11 protein-coding genes are annotated in these 20,920 nt (G+C 68.6%); 9 read left to right on the top strand and 2 right to left on the bottom strand.

Annotated features, from left to right (window positions below; all coding sequences use genetic code 11):
• Window positions 1-136: 136 nt before the first annotated feature.
• The 9 genes from malQ (at window position 137) to glgB (ending at window position 18,394) form a co-directional block, all read left to right on the top strand.
• A complete protein-coding gene (gene malQ, locus AVL48_RS35515) occupies window positions 137-2,092 on the top strand; it encodes a 4-alpha-glucanotransferase (protein WP_244162327.1) in 1,956 nt (651 codons plus the stop codon).
• A gap of 80 nt (window positions 2,093-2,172) precedes the next feature.
• Entirely contained in the window at window positions 2,173-4,290 is a 2,118-nt protein-coding gene (glgX, locus tag AVL48_RS35510; protein WP_061985430.1) for a glycogen debranching protein GlgX, read from the top strand.
• Window positions 4,290-6,572, top strand: a complete 2,283-nt coding sequence (gene treY, locus AVL48_RS35505) for a malto-oligosyltrehalose synthase (RefSeq protein ID WP_061985428.1) — start codon at window positions 4,290-4,292, stop codon at window positions 6,570-6,572. Before glgX (AVL48_RS35510) ends, treY begins: the two co-directional genes overlap by 1 nt.
• Window positions 6,569-8,284 carry a malto-oligosyltrehalose trehalohydrolase gene (gene treZ / locus AVL48_RS35500; protein ID WP_061985426.1) on the top strand — a complete coding sequence of 572 codons (1,716 nt, stop codon included), beginning with the start codon at window positions 6,569-6,571 and terminating at the stop codon, window positions 8,282-8,284. Before treY ends, treZ begins: the two co-directional genes overlap by 4 nt.
• A gap of 71 nt (window positions 8,285-8,355) precedes the next feature.
• Window positions 8,356-10,491 (top strand): glycogen debranching protein GlgX, encoded by a 2,136-nt coding sequence (gene glgX / locus AVL48_RS35495; RefSeq protein WP_061985424.1) that lies wholly within the window; start codon window positions 8,356-8,358, stop codon window positions 10,489-10,491.
• A 455-nt stretch (window positions 10,492-10,946) separates the two neighbouring features.
• Window positions 10,947-12,929 (top strand): maltotransferase domain-containing protein, encoded by a 1,983-nt coding sequence (locus tag AVL48_RS35490; RefSeq protein ID WP_061985422.1) that lies wholly within the window; start codon window positions 10,947-10,949, stop codon window positions 12,927-12,929.
• A gap of 60 nt (window positions 12,930-12,989) precedes the next feature.
• Window positions 12,990-14,798, top strand: coding sequence for a maltose alpha-D-glucosyltransferase (treS, locus tag AVL48_RS35485; protein ID WP_061985420.1), 1,809 nt, complete (start codon window positions 12,990-12,992; stop codon window positions 14,796-14,798).
• Between the two features lie 6 nt (window positions 14,799-14,804).
• Entirely contained in the window at window positions 14,805-16,190 is a 1,386-nt protein-coding gene (locus tag AVL48_RS35480) for a maltokinase N-terminal cap-like domain-containing protein (protein WP_061985418.1), read from the top strand.
• Window positions 16,187-18,394: a 1,4-alpha-glucan branching protein GlgB gene (glgB, locus tag AVL48_RS35475; protein WP_061985416.1), complete on the top strand. Its 2,208-nt coding sequence runs from the start codon at window positions 16,187-16,189 to the stop codon at window positions 18,392-18,394. The genes AVL48_RS35480 and glgB overlap by 4 nt, the downstream gene beginning before the upstream one ends.
• A gap of 717 nt (window positions 18,395-19,111) precedes the next feature.
• Here glgB and AVL48_RS35470 read toward each other — a convergent pair.
• Window positions 19,112-19,936, bottom strand: a complete 825-nt coding sequence (locus AVL48_RS35470; RefSeq protein ID WP_061985414.1) for an NAD-dependent epimerase/dehydratase family protein — start codon at window positions 19,934-19,936, stop codon at window positions 19,112-19,114.
• A gap of 36 nt (window positions 19,937-19,972) precedes the next feature.
• The gene (locus AVL48_RS35465) at window positions 19,973-20,788 is read right to left on the bottom strand and encodes an IclR family transcriptional regulator (protein ID WP_061985412.1); all 816 of its coding nucleotides are present in this window, start codon (window positions 20,786-20,788) and stop codon (window positions 19,973-19,975) included.
• Between the last annotated feature and the right edge of the window lie 132 nt (window positions 20,789-20,920).

The following is a 20,920-nucleotide window of genomic DNA, read 5'->3' as shown; positions in this document are numbered from 1 at the left end:
GACCGGCTCACGACGAGGCTTCCACAGGCCGATCTCCGAGTCTTGACACTGCCCACCCGGGGTGACCCGGGCGGTGCTCGGAGTGACTTCGCTCGCACAGATGGCGCGATCACCTTCGCACCGTGATGCTTGTCGAGTGGCCCGAGACGAAACCCGCCCCCTTGCCCGGCTCGCCGACGCCTACGGCATAGCCACCCGCTATGAGAATTCCGATCACGAGTGGGTCGAGGTGGCCGACGATGTCGTCGTCGCCGTTCTCGCCCAGTTCGGCGTGAACGCCTCAGGGGAGGCCGACGTCGAGCGGGCCCTCGCCGATGTCGAAGCCGCCCGGGCCGCGACCGCGCTGCCGCCGACGATCGTCGTGCGGGAGGGCGCCACCTACCCGCTCGGCGTGGCCGCCGAGGTCGTGCTGGAGGACGGTGTCCGGCGCCACGTCGAGGACGAATTGCCGTCGGATCTGCCGCTCGGCTGGCACCGCGTCGTCACGGCCGAGCAGGAGGTCGTGCTGGCGGTGGTGCCCGCCAAGCTGCCTGAAGCCCCGCCGGCGTGGGGCTGGATGCTTCAGCTCTACGCCCTGCACTCGGCCGATTCGTGGGGGATCGGTGACTACGCCGACCTGGCCGAGTTCGCCGTGCGCTCGGCCCGTGAGCTCGGCACCGGCGTGCTGCTGGTCAATCCCGTCCAGGCGATCAGCCCTGCGCACCCCGTGGAGCGCTCGCCGTACTCTCCGGCCAGCCGTCGCTTCGCCAACCCGATCTACCTGCGCGTCACCGCCACCGAGACGTTCGAGCGGGCCGACCGCGCCACACGGGAAGCGGTCCTGTCGCTGACCCCGGACCGCAACGGTGACCTCATCGACTACGACGCCGTCTGGACGGCCAAGCGGGCCGCGCTGGAACTGCTGTGGCCCCACCGGGTGGAGAAGTTGCCCGACACCTCGGGCCTGCGCGATTTCGCCACGTTCTGTGCGCTGGCCGAGCGACACGGCGCGGACTGGCGCGACTGGCCGGAAGAACTGCGTGACCCAGCGGGCCCCGCCGTCACGCGGGCGCGCGAAGAACTCACGGACCGGATCCGCTTCCACGTTTGGCTGCAACACCTCTGCCACGTCCAGCTGAGCGCCGCCCGGCGAGCGGCACGCGAGGCGGGCATGCCCGCCGGCATCGTGCACGACCTCCCGGTCGGGGTGCACCCCGGTGGCGCGGATACCTGGGCACAGCGGGAGGTCTTCGCCGCCGAGGCACGCGTCGGCGCCCCGCCGGACGCGTTCAACCAGCAGGGCCAGGACTGGAACCTGCCGCCGTGGCGGCCGGACAAGCTCGCCGAGGCCGGATACGCGCCGCTCCGGGACGTCATCCGCGGGGTGCTACGGCACGGCGACGGCATCCGCGTCGACCACGTCGCCGGGTTGTGGCGGCTGTGGTGGATCCCGCCGGGCGAACCCGCGCACCGCGGCACCTACGTCTCCTACGACGCCGAAGCGATGATCGGCGTGGTCGCGCTGGAGGCGCGGCGTGCGGGCGCGGTGGTCGTCGGCGAGGACCTCGGCACGGTCGAGGAGGTCGTCACCGAAACCATGCACGAGCGCGGGGTGCTCAGCTCGGCCGTGCTGTGGTTCCAGCGCGACTACGACGCGCCTGGACAGCCGTTCGTGCCGCCCGCCGAATGGGACCCGGAGGCGATGGCCAGCATCTCCACCCATGATCTGCCGACGGTCGCCGGGTGGCTGGCCGATGAGCACGTCCGGGTCCGCGCCGAGCTCAACCTGCTGGACCGCGGCGTGGACGCCGAGTACGAGGCGGCGGCCGCCGAGCGGGCCGCGCTCCGTGAACTCCTTGCCCGGCAAGGGATCGAGGACGAAGATCCGGTCGTGGCATTACACGTCCTGCTGGCATCGGCAGCGTGCCGGCTGGTGCTGACCTCGCCCGCCGACGTCACCGGCCAGGTGCGTCAGCCGAACCTGCCCGGCACGATCGACCAGTACCCTAACTGGCGGATTCGCCTTCCCGTCAGCGTAGACGGTTTCTTCACCACGGAGAGCGTGCGCGCCGCGGTGGCGCCGCTGCGAGCGGCCCGGCCGCTGCCCCGGTGACGGACTCCGTTACCCGATCCCCATAAAGCGTCCGCTCACCGCGGACGTTCCCGGCACGAATTCAGCTCGAGGAGACCTCAGTGCGGCCTTGGCCCGGAACGCCCTACCCGCTCGGCGCCACCTATGACGGAGTGGGGACGAACTTCGCCGTGTTTTCCGAGGTGGCCGAGCGTGTCGAACTCTGCCTGTTCGACGACGACGGCACCGAGACGAGGTACCGCCTCGACGAGGTGGACGGGTTCGTCCACCACGGCTACCTGCTCAACATCGGTCCCGGCCAGCGCTACGGATACCGGGTGCACGGCCCGTATGACCCGGCCCGCGGCCTGCGCTGCAACCCGAACAAGCTGCTCATCGACCCGTATGCCAAAGCCGTCTCGCACGGCGTGAAATGGGACGAGTCGCTGTTCAGCTACAAGTTCGAGCAACCGGAGGAGCGCAATGACGACGACTCCGCGGGCTGTGTGCCCTACTCGCTGGTGGTCAATCCCTTCTTCGACTGGGGCAACGACAGGCCGCCGAATCGCCCGTACAACGAGACGGTCGTCTACGAGGCACACGTCAAGGGCATGACCGTCAAGCATCCGGACGTCCCTGAGTCGTTGCGCGGCACCTACGCCGGGCTCGCGCATCCGGTGGTCGTCGATCATCTGCGGGACCTCGGGGTCACGGCCGTGGAGTTGCTGCCGGTGCACCAGTTCGTCACCGACCACGGCCTGGCGCAGAAGGGCTTGACGAACTACTGGGGCTACAACACCATCGGCTACTTCGCCCCACACGACGCCTACGCGGCGATGCCCGGTGAAGGTGGCCAGGTCCAGGAGTTCAAGAGCATGGTCAAGGCCCTGCACGAGGCCGGGATCGAAGTCATCCTCGACGTGGTTTACAACCACACCGCCGAGGGAAACCACCTCGGGCCGACCTTGTCGATGCGGGGCATCGACAACGAGGCCTACTACCGGCTGGTCGAGGGGGAGCCCGAGTACTACATGGACTACACGGGCACCGGCAACTCGCTGAACGTGCGCAACCCGCACACGCTGCAGCTGATCATGGACTCGCTGCGGTACTGGGTGACCGAGATGCACGTCGACGGCTTCCGCTTCGACCTCGCCTCCGCGCTGGCGCGCGAGTTCTACGACGTGGACCGGTTGTCCGCGTTCTTCGACCTGGTGCAGCAGGACCCGATCGTCAGCCAGGTCAAGCTGATCGCCGAGCCGTGGGATGTCGGGCCCGGCGGTTACCAGGTCGGCAACTTCCCCCCACTGTGGACGGAGTGGAACGGGCAGTACCGGGACACCGTCCGCGACTTCTGGCGCGGGGAGCCCGCCACGCTCGGTGAGTTCGCGTCCCGGATCACCGGTTCGTCGGATCTGTACCAGGACGACGGCCGCCGTCCCTTCGCCTCGATCAACTTCGTCACCGCACACGACGGCTTCACGTTGCGAGACCTGGTGTCTTACAACGAAAAGCACAATGAGGCCAATGGCGAGGACAGCCGCGACGGCGCCGACGACAACCGCTCGTGGAACTGCGGTGTCGAGGGCGAGACCGACGACGCCGAGGTGCTGGAACTCCGGCTGCGCCAGCAGCGGAACATGCTGGCCACGATGCTGCTGTCCCAAGGTGTGCCGATGATCCTGCACGGCGACGAGTTCGGCCGCACCCAGCAGGGCAACAACAACGTCTACTGCCAGGACTCGGAACTGGCCTGGATCGACTGGGACCTGGCAGCCGACAACGCCGACCTGCTGCGCTTCACCGCCGGGCTGACCGCGTTCCGCGCCCAGCACCCGGTGTTCCGGCGCCGCCGGTTCTTCCAGGGCCGTCCGGTCGGCAAGGGCGACAAGCTCGGTGACATCGCCTGGTTCACCCCGGCCGGTGCCAAGATGACCGAGCAGAATTGGGATGACGGCTTCGGCAAGGCCGTCGTGGTCTTCCTCAACGGCGACGCGATCCCGGATCTCGACCAGCGCGGGATGAAGGTCACGGACGAATCCTTCCTGCTCGCCTTCAACGCCCACTACGAAGACATCGACGCCACCCTGCCCGGCGACGGCTACGGCCGGGTGTGGACGGTCGTCGCCGACACCGCCACGGGCGAAATCGAGCCCGCCGAACGCGAGCCGATCCTCGGTGGCGGCGAGTTCACCCTTCCGGCGCGATCCCTGATCGTGCTCCAGCGAATGGAGTCCTGATGGCGGTGCCCGCGTCCACTTACCGTGTCCAGCTGCGCCCGGAGTTCACCTTCGCCGACGCCGCCGGGCTGGCCGCGTATCTCCGGGACCTCGGTATCGGCGCGCTCTACGCGTCGCCGGTGCTGGACGCGGCGCCGGGCTCGACCCATGGCTACGACGTCGTCGACACGACCAGGGCCCGGCCCGCGCTCGGCGGGGAGGACGCTCGCCGGGAGCTGGCCGAGGTGCTCAAGCGGAGCGGTCTCGGGCTGGTCGTCGATATCGTGCCGAACCACATGTCCGTCGAAGTGCCGAAGGTCAACCGGTGGTGGTGGGACGTCCTGCGCCACGGCCGGGACTCGGAGTTCGCCGGGTACTTCGACGTCGACTGGGACCGCGGCCCGCTGCTGCTGCCGGTGCTCGGCGACGACGACGCGGTCGCCGAGCTGGTCGTCGAGGACGACGAACTCGTCTACTACGACCATCGGTTCCCGATCGCGCCCGGTACCGGGGGCGCCGCGCCGCGGGAGGTACACGAGCGACAGCACTACCGGCTGGTGGGCTGGCGCCGCGGCAATGCCGAGCTGACCTACCGGCGGTTCTTCGACATCACCACGCTGGCCGCGGTCCGGGTCGAGGATCCGAAGGTGTTCGCCGAAACACACGGTGAAGTACTGCGCTGGGTCGCCGACGGTGACGTCACCGGGCTGCGCGTCGACCATCCGGATGGGCTGGCGGATCCGGGCGGCTACTTCCAGCGGCTGCGGGAGAACGCCCCGGGGGCCTGGATCGTGGCGGAAAAGATCCTGCACCCGGGGGAGCCGCTGCCGCAGAGCTGGCCGGTCGACGGCACCACCGGCTACGACGCCCTGCGTGAGATCGCCGGGGTGTTCCTCGACCCGGCCGCGGAGCCGGCGTTCACCGCGCTCGCGGCCGAACTCGGCCTCGAAACCGGCTACCACGCCGTGGAGACCGAGGCGCGGCGGCTGGTCACCGACCGCATCCTGGTCGCCGAGGTACGCCGGATCGCTGCGCTGCTGCGCGGCGTGGACGCGGACGCCGCACGCGCGGCCGTCGCCGAAACCATGGTCGCCTTCCCCGTCTACCGCTCTTATCTGCCCGAAGGCGAGGCGCATTGGGCGGCCGCGATCGCCGCCGCCCGGCGGACTCGGCCCGACCTCGAAGCCGCGCTCGAGGCTCTCGACGCGCGCGTGCGCGCCGAGCCGGACGGCGAGCTGGCCACCCGGATCCAGCAAACCTCCGGCATGGTCGTGGCGAAGGGCACCGAGGACACGACGTTCTACCGCTACACCCGCTTCGCCGCGCTCAACGAGGTCGGCGGCAATCCGGACCGCTTCGGACTGGACGTCGAGGAGTTCCACCGGCTCGCGGCCTCGCGCGAGGCCGGGCATCCGGCCGCGATGACGACGCTGACCACGCACGACACCAAGCGCTCCGAGGACACCCGGGCCCGGATGGCCGTGCTGGCGGAGGTGCCCGGCGAGTTCGCCGACGCGGTCCGCCGGTGGAGTGCGCGGCGCGGGATCGACGAGCCGTCGCTGAATCTGCTGGCCTGGCAGACCCTGGTCGCCACCTGGCCGATCGAGCCGGACCGGCTACGGGACTATCTGGACAAGGCGGCGAAGGAGGCCAAGGTCCGCACCAGCTGGACCGACCATGACGACGAGTTCGAGGCCGACGTCGCCGCCTGGCCCGAAGACGTCCTCGGCGACGCCGAACTGACCGCGGACGTCGAAGCCTTCGCCGGCCGCATCACCGGTCCCGGCTGGTCGAACTCGCTCGGGCAGAAGCTGGTCCAGCTGACCGCTCCCGGCGTCCCGGACGTGTACCAGGGCACCGAGCTGTGGGATTTCTCGCTGGTCGACCCGGACAACCGGCGCCCGGTCGACTACGGCGCCCGTCGCGCCATCCTGGCCCGGATCGCCGACGGCGAACAGCCCGCCGTCGACGCATCCGGCGCCGCGAAGCTCCTGGTCACGCACAAGGCGTTGCGCCTGCGCCGCGATAGGCCCGCGCTGTTCGCCGGTTACCGGCCGCTACGGGCTGAGGGCAGCGCCGCGGCGCACGTGCTGGCCTACACCCGATCGGCCGATCTGGTGGTCGCGGTGACCCGTCTGCCGGTCGGCCTCGAAGCCGGCGGTGGCTGGGGCGACACCGTGCTGCCCCTCGCCGACGGCAGGTGGACCGACGTGGTGACCGGTCGTGAGATCGGCACCCGGCCGCGACTGTCCGAATTGTTCGACCGTTACCCGGTCGCGTTGCTGGTGCGAGGAGACGCATGAGGTTCAGCGTGTGGGCCCCCGAGGCACAACGGGCGCGGGTCCGGGTCGACGCCGGGGTGCACGAGATGACCGCCGGTGACGGCGGCTGGTGGCACGCCGACGCGGAGGGCGTCACCTACTCCTTCCTGCTCGACGACGACGACGTGCCGCTGCCGGACCCGCGGTCACGGTGGCAGCCGCACGGCGTGCACGAGGCGTCGCGCGTCTATGACCACAGCGAGTTCGCCTGGGCTGACGACGCCTGGACCGGGCGGCAGCTGCCCGGTGGCGTGCTCTACGAGCTGCACATCGGCACCTTCACCGCGGGCGGCACCTTCGACGCGGCGATCGAGCGGCTCGACCACCTCGTCGATCTCGGCGTCACGCACGTCGAGCTGCTGCCGGTCAACTCCTTCGACGGCACCGCAGGCTGGGGTTACGACGGGGTGCTCTGGGGCGCGGTCCACGAGCCTTACGGCGGGCCGGACGGGCTCAAGCGGTTCGTCGACGCCGCCCACGCCCGCGGGCTGGCCGTCGTCCTCGACGTCGTCTACAACCACCTCGGCCCCTCGGGCGCCTACCTTGACCGGTTCGGGCCGTACTTCGCCGGGCAGAACGACTGGGGGCCGGGGCTCAATCTCGACGGCCCCGGTTCCGACGAGGTCCGCCGGTACGTCATCGACAACGCGCTGGGCTGGTTTCGCGACTTCCACCTCGACGCCCTGCGCCTGGACGCGGTGCACGCGCTGGCCGATCGGCGGGCCACCCACCTGCTCGAAGAGCTCGCCACCGAGACCGACGCGCTGTCCGCGGTGCTCGGCAGGCCGCTGACACTGATCGCTGAATCGGACCTCAACGATCCGAAGCTGGTGACCTCGCGGGAGCGCGGGGGCTACGGCCTGCACGCCCAGTGGTCCGACGACCTGCACCACGCCCTGCACGTCAAGCTCACCGGTGAAACCTCCGGCTACTACGCCGACTTCGCGGCCCCGGACGCATTGGAACGGGTGCTGCGCGAGGTGTTCTTCCACACCGGCACCTGGTCGTCGTTCCGCGAGCGCACCCACGGCCGCCCGGTCGACACCGCGGTCCTACCGGGGCACCGGTTCCTCGGCTACCTCCAGAACCACGACCAGATCGGCAACCGCGCGACCGGTGACCGGCTCTCGGCGACAGTGGCGCCGGGCCGCCTCGCCTGTGGCGCGGCGCTGCTGTTCTGCTCGCCCTACACCCCGATGCTGTTCATGGGGGAGGAGTGGGCCGCGAGCACGCCGTGGCAGTTCTTCGCCTCCTTTCCGGACCCGGAACTCGCCGAGGCCGTGCGCACGGGACGACGGCGGGAATTCTCTCGTCACGGCTGGGGTGAGGCCGAGGTGCCCGATCCGATGGACCCCGCCACGGTGGAGCGCTCGCGGCTGGACTGGACCGAAGTGGACCGTGAGGGACACCGGGAAATGCTGGAGCTTTACCGGAATCTGATCCGGTTGCGCCGTGAGCGGCCCGAGTTGGCCGATCCTCGGGTGGCGGACCTGCGCGTGGAGACCGCCCCCGACGGGTCGTGGCTCGTACTGCACCGCGGCGGGCTCCGGCTGGCGTGCAACTTCGGCCGGGCCGAGGCGCGGATCCCGCTCGGGGCCACCGCCACCCTGCTCGCCTGGGGAACGGCCACCGTGGACGGTCGCGAGGCCCGGCTGCCGCCAGAGACCTTCGTCCTGGCGGAAACGACACCCTGACGGCGGTTGCCGGAGGAAACATCCTCTGGCAGGAGCGGAAGACAGCGGTCCGGATCTGCGATCATCGGGCCATGGCCACACGACCTTCCGTTGATCACGTCCTCGCCGGCCGCCCGTTTCCGCTCGGGGCCCACGCCGAGGCGGGCGGTGTCCGGTTCGCGATCACCTCCGCGGTCGCCGACTTCGTCGAGCTCTGCCTCATCGACACCGACGGGTCCGAACGGCGGATCGCGCTGACCGAGCGGACTTTCGGCGTCTGGCACGGGCTCGTCCCCGGCGTCACCCCGGGGCAACGCTACGGCTACCGCGTCCACGGGCCCTATGAGCCGACCCGCGGTCTGCGGTGCAACCCCAACAAGCTGCTGGTGGACCCCTACGCGCGGCGCATCACCGGCGCGCTCACCGACCTGCGCGCCGCCCAGGGTTTCACGGGCGACCCCGATCGCGGTCGGATGTCCACAGTGGACTCTTTGGGCAGCGTGCCGCTGTCGGTCGTCACCTCCCCCGGCGGGCCGGACACCGGCACCAAGCCGGAGGTGCCGTTCGAGGAAGCGGTGATCTACGAGTTGCACGTCAAGGGCTTCACCGAGCAGCACCCGTTCATTCCCGAGTCGCTGCGTGGCACCTACCTCGGGCTGGCCCACCCGGTCGCCATCGAGTATCTGACCCGCCTCGGCGTCACGTCGGTGGAGCTCTTGCCGGTGCACTGGTTCCAGGACGAGCCGGCGCTGATCCGCAACGGACGGCGCAACTACTGGGGTTACTCGCCGTTGGGATATTTCGCCCCGCACGCGGCGTACGCCAGCGAGCCCGGCCGCGAGGTCGAAGAGTTCCGGTTGATGGTGGCGGCCCTGCACGCGGCCGGTATCGAGGTGATCATCGACGTGGTGTTCAACCACACCGCCGAGGGCGGGCCGGACGGGCCGACGCTGAGCTTCCGGGGACTGGACGCCCCCGCCTACTACCTGCACACCGACCGCGGTCACCTGGCCGACATCACCGGTTGTGGCAACACCCTCGAGGCCGCGTCGCCGACCGTGGTGCGGCTGGTGACCGACTCACTGCGATATTGGACCCAGGAGATGGGCGTCGACGGTTTCCGGTTTGACCTGGCCAGCACGCTCGGCAGGCCGCACGGGGGGAAGTTCGACCGCGACTCGACGCTGCTGACCGCGATCACGACCGATCCGGTGCTCTCGCGGTGCAAGCTCATCGCCGAGCCGTGGGACGCGACGGGGGACGGCTATCGCGTCGGCGACTTCGGTGCTCAATGGGCGGAGTGGAACGGCCGCTACCGCGACACCGTCCGCGACTTCTGGCGTGGCGCGACCGGCGTGCGAGATCTCGCCTACCGTCTCTCGGGTTCGTCGGACCTCTACGACCACAATCTTCGCCGTCCGTGGCAGTCGATCAACTTCATCACCGCGCACGACGGCTTCACGCTGCGCGATCTGGTGTCCTACAACGAAAAGCACAACGACGCCAACGGCGAGGACAACCGTGACGGCACGAACGACAACCGCTCGTGGAACCACGGCGTCGAGGGCGACACGGCCGATCAGGAAATCCGTGCGCTCCGGACGCGCCAGGCCCGCAACCTGTTCGCGACGTTGCTGCTGTCCACGGGCACCCCGATGTTCACGGCGGGTGACGAGTTCTGGCGCACCCAGCATGGCAACAACAACGCCTACTGCCTGGACGACGAGACGTCGTGGTTCGATTGGACCCCCGACGGGGGAGCCGACGAGGCGACGGCGATGCTGGCGTTCGCCCGGCGGGTCATCCGCTTGCGGGCGGCGAGCCCAGCCCTGCGCCAGCCGGAGTTCTTCGAAGGCCGCACCACGCCGACGGGCAAACCGGACCTCATCTGGTTCCGCCCGGATGGCGAGGAGTTCGACGAAAGCGACTGGTTCGAGGACCGTCGCACCCTGGGCATGTGGATCGACGGCTCGAACAGCCAGGCCCGCAACCGTGAAGGCGAGCTGGTCCCGGACCATTCGTGGCTGCTGTGGCTGCACGCGGGCGCCGAGCCGGTGCAGGTGATCCTCCCCGGCCGGGAGTACGGAGAGACGTTCAAAGCGTCTCTGGACACGAGTTCGACGGACGGCTCTCCGGCCGGCTTCGGCGTCCTGGAGGCGAAGAGCAGGATCACCCTCCCGGCAAGGTCGCTGCTGTTGCTGAGGGCGCCGAGGACAGGCAGCTCCTGAGGTTGAGGCTCAGGGGGCGTGGTGAGTCGGGAGGGCGAGGAAGGCCGGCACGGGCTCATCACGGGTGAAGCCGACGTGAAAGCCTCCTTGCCCACCCGGACGGTGGCGAACTCGTCCTTTGCTCCCGCCATGGCGACGGTCGCGGGGTCACGGGGTGCCCGCTTTCCGGCCCGACCAGGGTGAAGATGTCCTGCGCCGGCCAGTTCCGTCCGCGAACACGCCGCCGATGACCGCCCTCGTAGCCGTCGTCACCACGGTTTCGCCTGGCAGGTGTCGTGCCCCTCGGAAGATCGACCCGCCCCGGTGACCACGAGGGAACATCTCCTGTGACAGAAGAGTTTCGCCGCGCTCGATTTGGGTATCCCGAAAGAGGACCCTGGCGTCAGGGACCTTGATCGACTCGGGCAGGCTGTGCCTGTCTTCGTCCACCCCCGACACCTTGAGGGGCGTTGCCCATGACCGGCCGGCTCGGCATCGATGACGTCTCCCCCTGCGTGAGCTGCGGCCGGTATCCGGCCAAAGCCGTTGTGGGAGAACACATTCCTGTCACCGCGACGGTCTGGCGGGAGGGGCACGACGCCGTGGCCGCCACCGTCGCCTGGCGCGGACCGGGCGACCGGCTGACCCGGCAGACCCGGATGGCTCCTCGCGGCGCCGACCACCCTGACAGCTTCGCGGCCGTGATCGTGCCCGACGCCCGGGGCCTGTGGACCTACCGCGTCGACGCCTGGAGCGATCCGTGGGCGACGTGGACACACGCGGTCGAGGTGAAGGTCGCCGCCGGTCAGGGGCCCGACGAACTGGCCAACGACCTCGAGATCGGTGCCCGGCTGCTCGAACGCCTCGCCCGTCGTCCGGACCGGCGCGCCGAACGAGCGTTGCTGACCGGAGCGGTGACAGCGCTGCGGGACACCGAACGCGCCTTGCTCGAGCGGATCGGACCCGCGCTCTCGCCCGAGGTGCGGCAGCTGATGCACGAGTTCCCCGTGCGTGAGCTGGTCACCAAGGGCAAGGCGATGAAGCTGTGGGTCGACCGTGAACGCGCCGCCTATGGCGCCTGGTATGAGTTCTTCCCGCGCTCCACCGGAGGTATGGACGAGCACGGCAGGCCGGTGCACGGTACCTTCACCACCGCCGCGGCCGAGCTCGACCGCGTCGCGCGGATGGGTTTCGACGTCGTCTACCTGCCGCCGATCCACCCCATCGGGCGGGTGAACCGCAAGGGTCCCAACAACACCCTTGACGCGGGTCCCGACGACGTCGGTTCGCCATGGGCGATCGGTGCCGACGAGGGCGGGCACGACGCGGTCCACCCGGAGCTGGGCACGCTGGAGGACTTCGACGCCTTCGTCGCCCGCGCCGGCGACCTCGGCCTGGAGGTCGCCCTCGACCTCGCTCTGCAGGCCGCACCCGACCACCCTTGGGTGCTCAAGCACCCGGAGTTCTTCACCACTCGTCCGGACGGTTCGATCGCCTATGCGGAGAACCCGCCGAAGAAGTACCAAGACATCTACCCGATCAACTTCGACAACGACCCGAAGGCGATCTACGAAGAGGTGTTGCGGGTCGTCCTGCACTGGGTCGACCACGGGGTGCGGATCTTCCGCGTGGACAACCCGCACACCAAGCCCCCGGACTTCTGGGCCTGGCTGATCCAGTCGGTGAAGGAGGTCGACCCGGACGTCGTGTTCCTGGCCGAGGCGTTCACCCGCCCGGCGCGGCTGTGGGGCCTGGCGCGGCTGGGCTTCAGCCAGAGCTACACCTACTTCACCTGGCGGACCGGGAAGCAGGAACTCATCGACTTCGGCGTCGACCTGTGGCAGCACTGGGACGAGGGCAGGCCGAACCTGTTCGTCAACACCCCGGACATCCTCCACGAGTCGTTGCAACGCGGTGGCCCGGGCATGTTCGCTTTGCGGGCGGCCTTGGCGGCGACGCTGTCGCCGACTTGGGGCGTTTATTCGGGCTATGAGTTGTTCGAGCACCTTCCGGTCCGCGAGGGCAGCGAGGAGTACCTGGACTCGGAGAAGTACCAGCTACGTCCACGCGACTTCGAAGGCGCGCTCGCCGAGGGACGATCCCTGGAGCCGTGGCTGACCAAGCTGAACGTCATCCGCCGTGCCCACCCGGCGCTGCGGCAGATGCGCACGCTGTACTTCCACCACATCGACAACGACGCCCTCTTGGCCTACTCCAAACAGGACCCGGCCACCGGCGACACCGTGGTCACCGTTGTCACGCTTGATCCGTACATGGCTCAAGAGGGAACGCTCTACTTCGACATGGATGCCCTCGGGTTCGAGCCGCACGACCGGCTGATCGCGCAGGACGAAGTCACCGGTGACACCTGGGACTGGGGCCAGGCCAACTTCGTCCGGCTCGAACCCTGGCGTGCGGTGGCCCACGTCGTGGCGCTCAGGCGCCGCTTGGCCACTTGAACATTCGGTACCCCCGACTGATTTTGCGGATGGACGGACTTGCGGATACGAGGTGGAGCTATGCCGGAAGAGGCCGGGCCCGAGGTGGCGCTGAGGCTGGAGAACGTCCCGCACACCGGTGAGGCGATGACCGCCGACGGCATGCTGGTGGAGCCGCAAGCCGACGACTTCCGGGCGGCGCAGCAGGCGCCGTCGGACCCGGAGTGGTTCAAGGGCGCGGTGTTCTATGAGGTGCTGGTGCGCGCGTTCGCCGACTCGAACGGGGACGGCACGGGTGACCTGCGGGGCCTGGCCGAGCGGCTGGACTATTTGGCCTGGCTGGGCGTCGACTGTCTCTGGCTGCCGCCGTTCTACGCCTCACCGCTGCGCGACGGTGGCTACGACATCAGCGACTTCCGCGCCGTGCTGCCGGAATTCGGCACCGTCGAGGACTTCGTGTTCCTGCTCAACGAGGCACACCGCCGCGGCATCCGCGTGATCACCGACCTGGTCCTCAACCACACTTCGGACGCGCATCCCTGGTTCCAGCAATCCCACAGCGACCCCGATGGTCCGTACGGTGACTACTACGTCTGGAGCGACGACGACTCCCGCTACCCCGACGCGCGGATCATCTTCGTCGACACCGAGACGTCGAACTGGACCTACGACCCGGTGCGCGGCCAGTTCTACTGGCACCGGTTCTTCTCCCACCAGCCCGACCTGAATTACGAGAACCCGGACGTCCAAGAAGCGATGATCGACGTCCTGCGCTTCTGGCTCGACCTGGGCATCGACGGATTCCGGCTCGACGCGGTGCCGTACCTGTTCGAACAAGAGGGCACCAACTGCGAAAACCTGCCGCGCACGCACGAGTTCCTCAGGCGCTGCCGGAAGGTCGTCGACGACGAATACCCCGGGCGGATCCTGCTGGCGGAGGCCAACCAATGGCCTTCGGACGTCGTCGAGTACTTCGGCGACCCGGAGGTCGGCGGCGACGAGTGCCATATGGCGTTCCACTTCCCGCTGATGCCGCGGATCTTCATGGCCGTGCGCCGCGAATCGCGGTTTCCGATCACCGAGATCCTCGCCCAGACCCCGGAGATCCCCAGCGGCACGCAATGGGGGATCTTCCTGCGCAACCACGACGAGCTGACCCTCGAGATGGTCACCGACGACGAGCGCGACTACATGTACGCGGAGTACGCCAAGGACCCGCGGATGAAGGCCAACATCGGTATCCGCCGCAGGTTGGCCCCGCTGCTGGACAACGACCGCAACCAGCAGGAGTTGTTCACCGCGATGCTGCTTTCCCTCCCGGGCTCGCCCGTTCTGTACTACGGTGACGAGATCGGCATGGGAGACAACATCTGGCTCGGCGACCGCGACGCGGTGCGCACACCCATGCAGTGGACGCCGGACCGCAACGCCGGATTCTCCTCCTGCGACCCGGGCCGGATCTACCTGCCGGTGATCATGGACCCGGTCTACGGCTACCAGGGACTCAACGTCGAGGCGCAGTCGAACAACGCCTCTTCGCTGCTCAACTGGACCCGGCGGATGATCGAGGTGCGCAAACAGCACCACGCCTTCGCCGCGGGCGAGTTCCTGGACCTCGGCGGGTCCAACCCCAGTGTGCTGGCCTACAAGCGGCACTGGAAACGGCCGGACGGCGGTGAGGACGTGGTGCTCTGCGTCAACAACCTCTCCCGCTTCCCGCAGCCGGTGGAACTGGACCTCGCGGCGCACCGCGGGGCCACGCCGGTGGAGCTGACCGGCGGCGTGCAGTTCCCGAGCATCGGCGAGCTGCCTTATCTGCTGACCTTGCCCGGACATGGCTTCTACTGGTTCCAATTGCAGAACCCGGCAGAAGCAGGCGAAACGAGGTGAGACCTTTTGATCGACCCCCGTGTGCTGGTCGAAGAACTGGCCACTGATCTGAAGCACTGGCTGCCGGAGCAGCGCTGGTTCGCCGGCAAGGACCGGCCCGTGACCACCGTCCGGCCGCTCGGCGTGACCGAGCTGGTCGAAGGCGACCCGCAGTTGCTGCACGTGGTCGTCGAAGTCGATCAGGACGGGCGGCGTGAGCCCTACCAACTGCTCGTCGGACGCCGCACGCATCCGCCGGAGATCGCCTCCACCAGCTGGATCGGCGCCGGCGGTGAGCTCAACGCGTACGAGGCCTCCGGCGACGCGGACCTGACCAGCGTGCTGCTGGAGCTGATGGCCCGCGGCGGTCAGGTCGGCACGCTGTCGTTCGAGCACGAAGCCGGTGTCGAGCTCGACACCGGGCTGCGGGCCCGGCCGATCACTTCCGAACAGAGCAACACTTCGCTCGTGTACGGCGGCCAGTACATCCTGAAACTGTTCCGCAAGCTGAGCCCTGGCGAGAACAAGGACCTGGTGCTGCACCGCGCCCTGCAGAAGATCGGCAGCAAGCACATCGCGCAGCCGCTGGGCTCGATCACCGGTGAGCTGGACGGGGAGCCGGCCACGGTCGGGATGCTCCAGCGGTTCGTTCCCGACGCCGTCGACGGCTGGGCGATGGCCACCACGAGCGTCCGGGACCTGATGGCGAGCCAGGACCGGCACGCCGAAGAGGCCGGTGGTGATTTCGCCGGTGAGGCCGAGCGGCTCGGCCGGGCGGTCGCCGAGGTGCACGCCGACTTGGCGAAGGCGCTCGGTTCGGAGGCCGCCGACGCCGCCGAACTCGAACGCACCGTGCGGGCGATGGTCGCCCGGCTGGAGACCGTCGCCGGGCAAGTGCCGGAGCTGGCCGAGCACGCCCCGATGCTGCGGGCGGCATTCGAGAAGCTGCGCGGGGTGTCCGCCGACGCCGTCCCGATGCAGTACATCCACGGAGATCTGCATCTCGGCCAGGTGCTGAGGACGGTCAACGGCTGGTTGCTGATCGACTTCGAAGGCGAGCCCGCCGCCCCGGTCGAGGAACGGCAGGCGCTCCGCTCCCCGCTGCGGGACGTCGCCGGCATGCTGCGTTCGTTCGATTACGCCGCTCAGCAGATGCTGGTCGGGCAGCCGGACGACGTGGAACTGGAGCAGCAGGCAGCCGAATGGGCCGCGCGCAACCGCGCCGCCTTCTACAAGGGCTACGCCGTGGCGAGGGAAGACACGTCGGTGTCCCCCGGCGACCAAGACGAATTGTTGCGGGCTTTCGAACTGGACAAGGCGATCTACGAGGTGGCCTACGAGTACGCGAACCGGCCGGACTGGTTGGGCGTGCCGCTCGCCTCGATCGCCCGTATCGCTCAAGGAGAAGCGTGAACTCGAACGCCGCATCGGACGACCTGCCCGACGCCGCCCCGCCTGCCGCCGATATCGACCGGCTCCTGGCCGGGGATCACCACAATCCGCACTCGGTGCTGGGCGCCCACTCGGCGGGCTCGGCGTTCGCGGTGCGGACGCTGCGGCCCGGCGCGAAGGCCGTCACGCTGTGCGTCGACGGCCACCGATACCCGATGGAGCGAGTGACCGACGCGCTGTTCGCCGTCGCCGTACCCGAGCATCCCGGCGACTACCGGCTCGAGGTCGACTATGACGGGCACACCGTCGTCACGGACGATCCGTACCGCTGGCTGCCGACGGTGGGGGAGCTGGACCTGCACTTGATCGGCGAAGGCAGGCACGAGCGCCTCTGGGAGGTGCTGGGAGCGCGGGTGCACTCCTACGAGACGCCGAACGGTGTCGTCGAGGGCACGTCGTTCGCGGTGTGGGCGCCGAACGCGCGAGGCGTGCGCGTGATCGGTGACTTCAACGGCTGGGACGGGCGCGCGCAGCCGATGCGCTCGCTCGGCTCGTCCGGCGTCTGGGAGCTGTTCCTGCCCGACGTCAAGCCGGGCGCCTGCTACAAGTTTCGCATCCTCGGCTCGGACGGCACCTGGCACGAGAAGGCCGACCCGATGGCGTTCGCCACCGAGACACCACCGGCGACGGCCTCGGTGGTCACCACGTCCGGCCACACGTGGGGTGATGAGGAGTGGGTCGCGCGGCGCGAGGCGACCGACTGGACCAAGGCGCCGATGAGCGTCTACGAGGTGCACCTCGCCTCGTGGCGCGCGGGCCTGGACTACCGTGAGTTGGCCGAGCAGCTGGGTGACTACCTGGTCGAAACCGGCTTCACGCACGTCGAGCTGTTGCCGGTGTCGGAGCACCCCTTCGGCGGCTCCTGGGGCTACCAGGTCACTTCGTACTACGCGCCGACCGCGCGGTTCGGATCGCCAGACGACTTCCGGTACTTCGTCGACCATCTGCACCGGCGGGGCATCGGTGTACTCGTCGACTGGGTACCGGCGCATTTCCCGCGTGACAGCTGGGCGCTCGCCCGTTTCGACGGCACACCGCTGTACGAACACGCGGATCCGCGCCGCGGCGAACAGCCGGACTGGGGCACCCTCGTCTTCGACTTCGGCCGCAATGAAGTCCGCAACTTTCTGGTGGCCAACGCGTTGTACTGGCTCGACGAATTTCACCTGGACGGCCTTCGGGTCGACGCGGTCGCGTCGATGCTTTACCTCGACTATTCCCGTAAGGATGGGGAGTGGCTGCCCAACCAGTACGGTGGTCGTGAAAACCTGGACGCCGTACGGTTTCTCCAGGAGTTGAACGCCACCGTCTACAAGCGGCACCCAGGGGTGGTGATGGTGGCCGAGGAGTCAACCGCTTGGCCGGGCGTCACGCGCCCGACGCACCTTGGCGGGCTCGGTTTCGGCTTCAAGTGGAACATGGGCTGGATGCACGACACACTGCGTTATCTGTCCCATGAGCCGGTCCACCGCGTCTACCACCACAACGAGATGACGTTCTCCCTCGCCTATGCCTGGAGCGAGAATTTCATGCTTCCGCTGTCCCACGACGAAGTGGTACATGGCAAGGGCTCGCTGTGGGACCGGATGCCCGGCGATGAGTGGAACAAGGCGGCCGGACTGCGTTCGCTGCTGGCGTTCATGTGGGCGCACCCCGGCAAGCAGCTGCTGTTCATGGGTGCCGAATTCGGCCAGGCCGCCGAATGGGCGGAGTCACGTTCGCTCGACTGGCATCTGCTGGACGCGCCCCTGCACAGAGGAGTGTGGGAGCTGGTGCGCACTCTGAACGAACTGTACCGCTCGACCCCGGCGCTGTTCAGCCAGGACACCACCCCGGAGGGTTTCGCCTGGATCGACGCCAGCGACGCGGGCGGTAACGTGCTCAGTTTCCTCCGCATCGGCGAGGACGGCTCACGCCTGGCGTGTGTGGCGAACTTCGCCGGGACCCCGCACCACGATTACCGCGTCGGCCTGCCGTCGGCTGGCCGTTGGCGCGAGGTGCTCAACACGGACGCGGCTTCCTACGGTGGCTCGGATGTGGGCAACCTGGGCGAGGTGGAGGCGACGAAGGAGGCGTGGCACGGCCAGCCGGCTTCCGCGGTCCTCCAGCTTCCCCCGGCCGGCGTCCTCTGGCTGACCGAGGATCGCCATGGCGTGATCGGCTGATTGCCGTGAAGGCCCCCTTCCTTACCGTGACGGTAGTGAAGGCCTGGCGTTCGCTATTTGGTCGCAGTCAAGTACTGCGTGTGCGGCTTTGGGATGGGTCGTGAGTGCTGATCAGGGTTACCGCACCACTTGGCACTCACGACCCCCTCGGGAACCACGCACTGCTCATGTCGGACACTGGCCTGCCAAAAGTGTCCTTTGTGGACATTCTGTCTTCGTTCCGGCCTCCGGTGGCCAGTCCGGACCCGCGGGAGGGCACGCCATATTTGCCTTACCCTCAATAATCCTCATTGGCACTCATGACCTTCCTGAAGCTCCGCAGATCATTCCGAATCGGGCGTCGCAGACTCGGGGAGTGGCCCTTATGGACACTCAAGAGCTGGGGTTTGTGCGACTTTGCCGACACCCTTCCTTCAAGGTAGGAAAGCGGCATTAAGGGGCCTTCCTGGCTGAGGCGTCCGGTGTTCGCGGTCCCCTTGGGACGGTAACTATAGGCGTCAATAGGCCCTTTCGCCGCGAGCGTCACCTCGACCATCGGCTGTGGCGGGAGCGAAGGAAGAGTCCCTGCTTTCAGAGCCGGCAATCACAGAACGCTGTTGCACGCGATTCGCCAGGACTGACAGTCAGCCGCCGTTGCCTTACGGCTCAGATAGCCGTCCATGGCACTCACGACGCGCGGAGCGAAGTGCCGCCCACCGGGATTCCGCCGTCAGAGCCTCAGAGCGGGTTGTGCGCGCCCAGTGGCGCCGTGCAGAACGGCCCGCCGACGTACTCCGCCGCGGCACCGGTCGGCGCCGGCTTGTCCGCCAGCTGGTCGGCGTAGATCTCCGCGTTGTCGAGCGATTTGTAGCCCAGCTCTTCGGCTTCGGCGAGTGAGTAGATCCGGCGCGTGTTGTCGGAGACGCCCCAGATCAGCCGGTAGCCGGGGGAGGGGTAGCTCAGGCACGCCTCGAACAGGCGGGCACCGTCGTCGGGGGAAAGCCAGGTCGTCAGGCCGCGGGGGCCGAGCACGAGCGGGTTCTCGAAGCACGAGCCGATCCGGATGACGATCACGTCCATGCCGAACCGCGAGTGGTACAGGCTGCCCAGCGATTCGATGGCCGCCTTGCTGACGCCGTAGTAGGTGTCGGGCCGAGGCGTCGAGTCGGCGGGGAGGCCGTTCTCGCCCGCTTCGTCGTTGCGGCGGAAACCGACGGCGTGGTTGCTGGAGGCCAGGATCACCCGCGGCACACCGGCCGCCCGCGCGGCTTCGAGGACGGTGTGGGTGCCGTTGATGTTGACGTCGAGCGTCGCTTCCCACGAGTTCTCGCGGCTGTGCCCGCCGAGGTGGATCAGCGCATCGACGCCTTCGCACGCCTTCGCCATCGCTTCCGGGTCGGTCACCGACGCCGTGATCAGCTCGACGCTCTCACCTGCTTTCGCTTCGGGCTGCGGTGCCAGGTCGAGCAGGCGCAACACCCGTCCGGAACGGCGCAGCCGCGGCCGCATCAGGGTGCCGACGATGCCCGCCGAGCCGGTGATCAGGACGCGCTGGTCTGCCATGGAAGCCCCTTGTCTGTGCGTGAAGAACGGGAATGATCAGCGGATACCGGCGCGGCGCAGCTGCTGGCCGAGCTCGGCGGTGATTTCGGCGAGGAGTTCGCCGACGTGCTGAGCGTCGGCGTCGGTGACTTCGGTGACCGGCATGGAGCAACTGATCGCGTCCGTGCCGGGAATGCGGTAGGGGATCACGGCCGCCACACACCGGACGCCGAGGCTGCCTTCCTCGATTTCCGCCGCGTAGCCGCGCTCGCGGGTCTTCGCGCATTCGGCGTGCAGCGCCTCGACCGTGGTGATGGTGTTCGGGGTCAGCGCCGACAGCTCTCCGGTCAGGAGGTCGTCGATCTCGTCGTGCGTCAGTTCGGCCAGCAATGCCTTCCCCAGCGCGGTCGCGTGCGTGGGCAGCGTGCGGCCGACGCGGGAGACGAGATGCGTCGAGTGCCGTGACTCCCGCGTCTCCAGGTAGACGACGTCGGTGCCCTCGCGGCGCGCGAAGTGCGCGGTGAAACCGGTCTTCTCCCGGATCCGCTCCAGCGCCTCCGTCGCGAACGGGACGACCGGGTCGCGGTCGAGGTAGGCCGTGCCGCAGATCAGCGCGCGCACGCCGAGGCGGTAGCGGGCGGTGTTGGTGTCCACTTCCAGCCAGCCGGCTTCGAGCAGCGTGCGCAGCAAGCCGTGCAGGCTCGACCTCGGGAAACCCGTGCGCGCGTGGAGATCCGAAAGGGAAAGCCAGACGTCGTTGGCGGCGAAGGTCTCGATCAGGTCGATCGCCCGCCGTGCCGACTTCACCCCGGCGGGCTCGGACGCGGACGCGCCGTTCGCCACCATGACAGCGGGGGCTTCCTGCTGCGGCATCCGCGCTCCTCCATCCGGCCGTTGACTTGTGACTCTGGCCATATTAGCGTCCCGAACAGCGTTCTTATGGATGAACATAATCACTATAACAGACTCCGTTCATGGATGTGAACAGTACTGGGCCGCATCGTC

The organism is Amycolatopsis regifaucium (assembly GCF_001613935.1).
Classification (GTDB): Bacteria; Actinomycetota; Actinomycetes; order Mycobacteriales; family Pseudonocardiaceae; genus Amycolatopsis; species Amycolatopsis regifaucium.
This window is presented reverse-complemented; position numbering and strand designations above follow the sequence as displayed.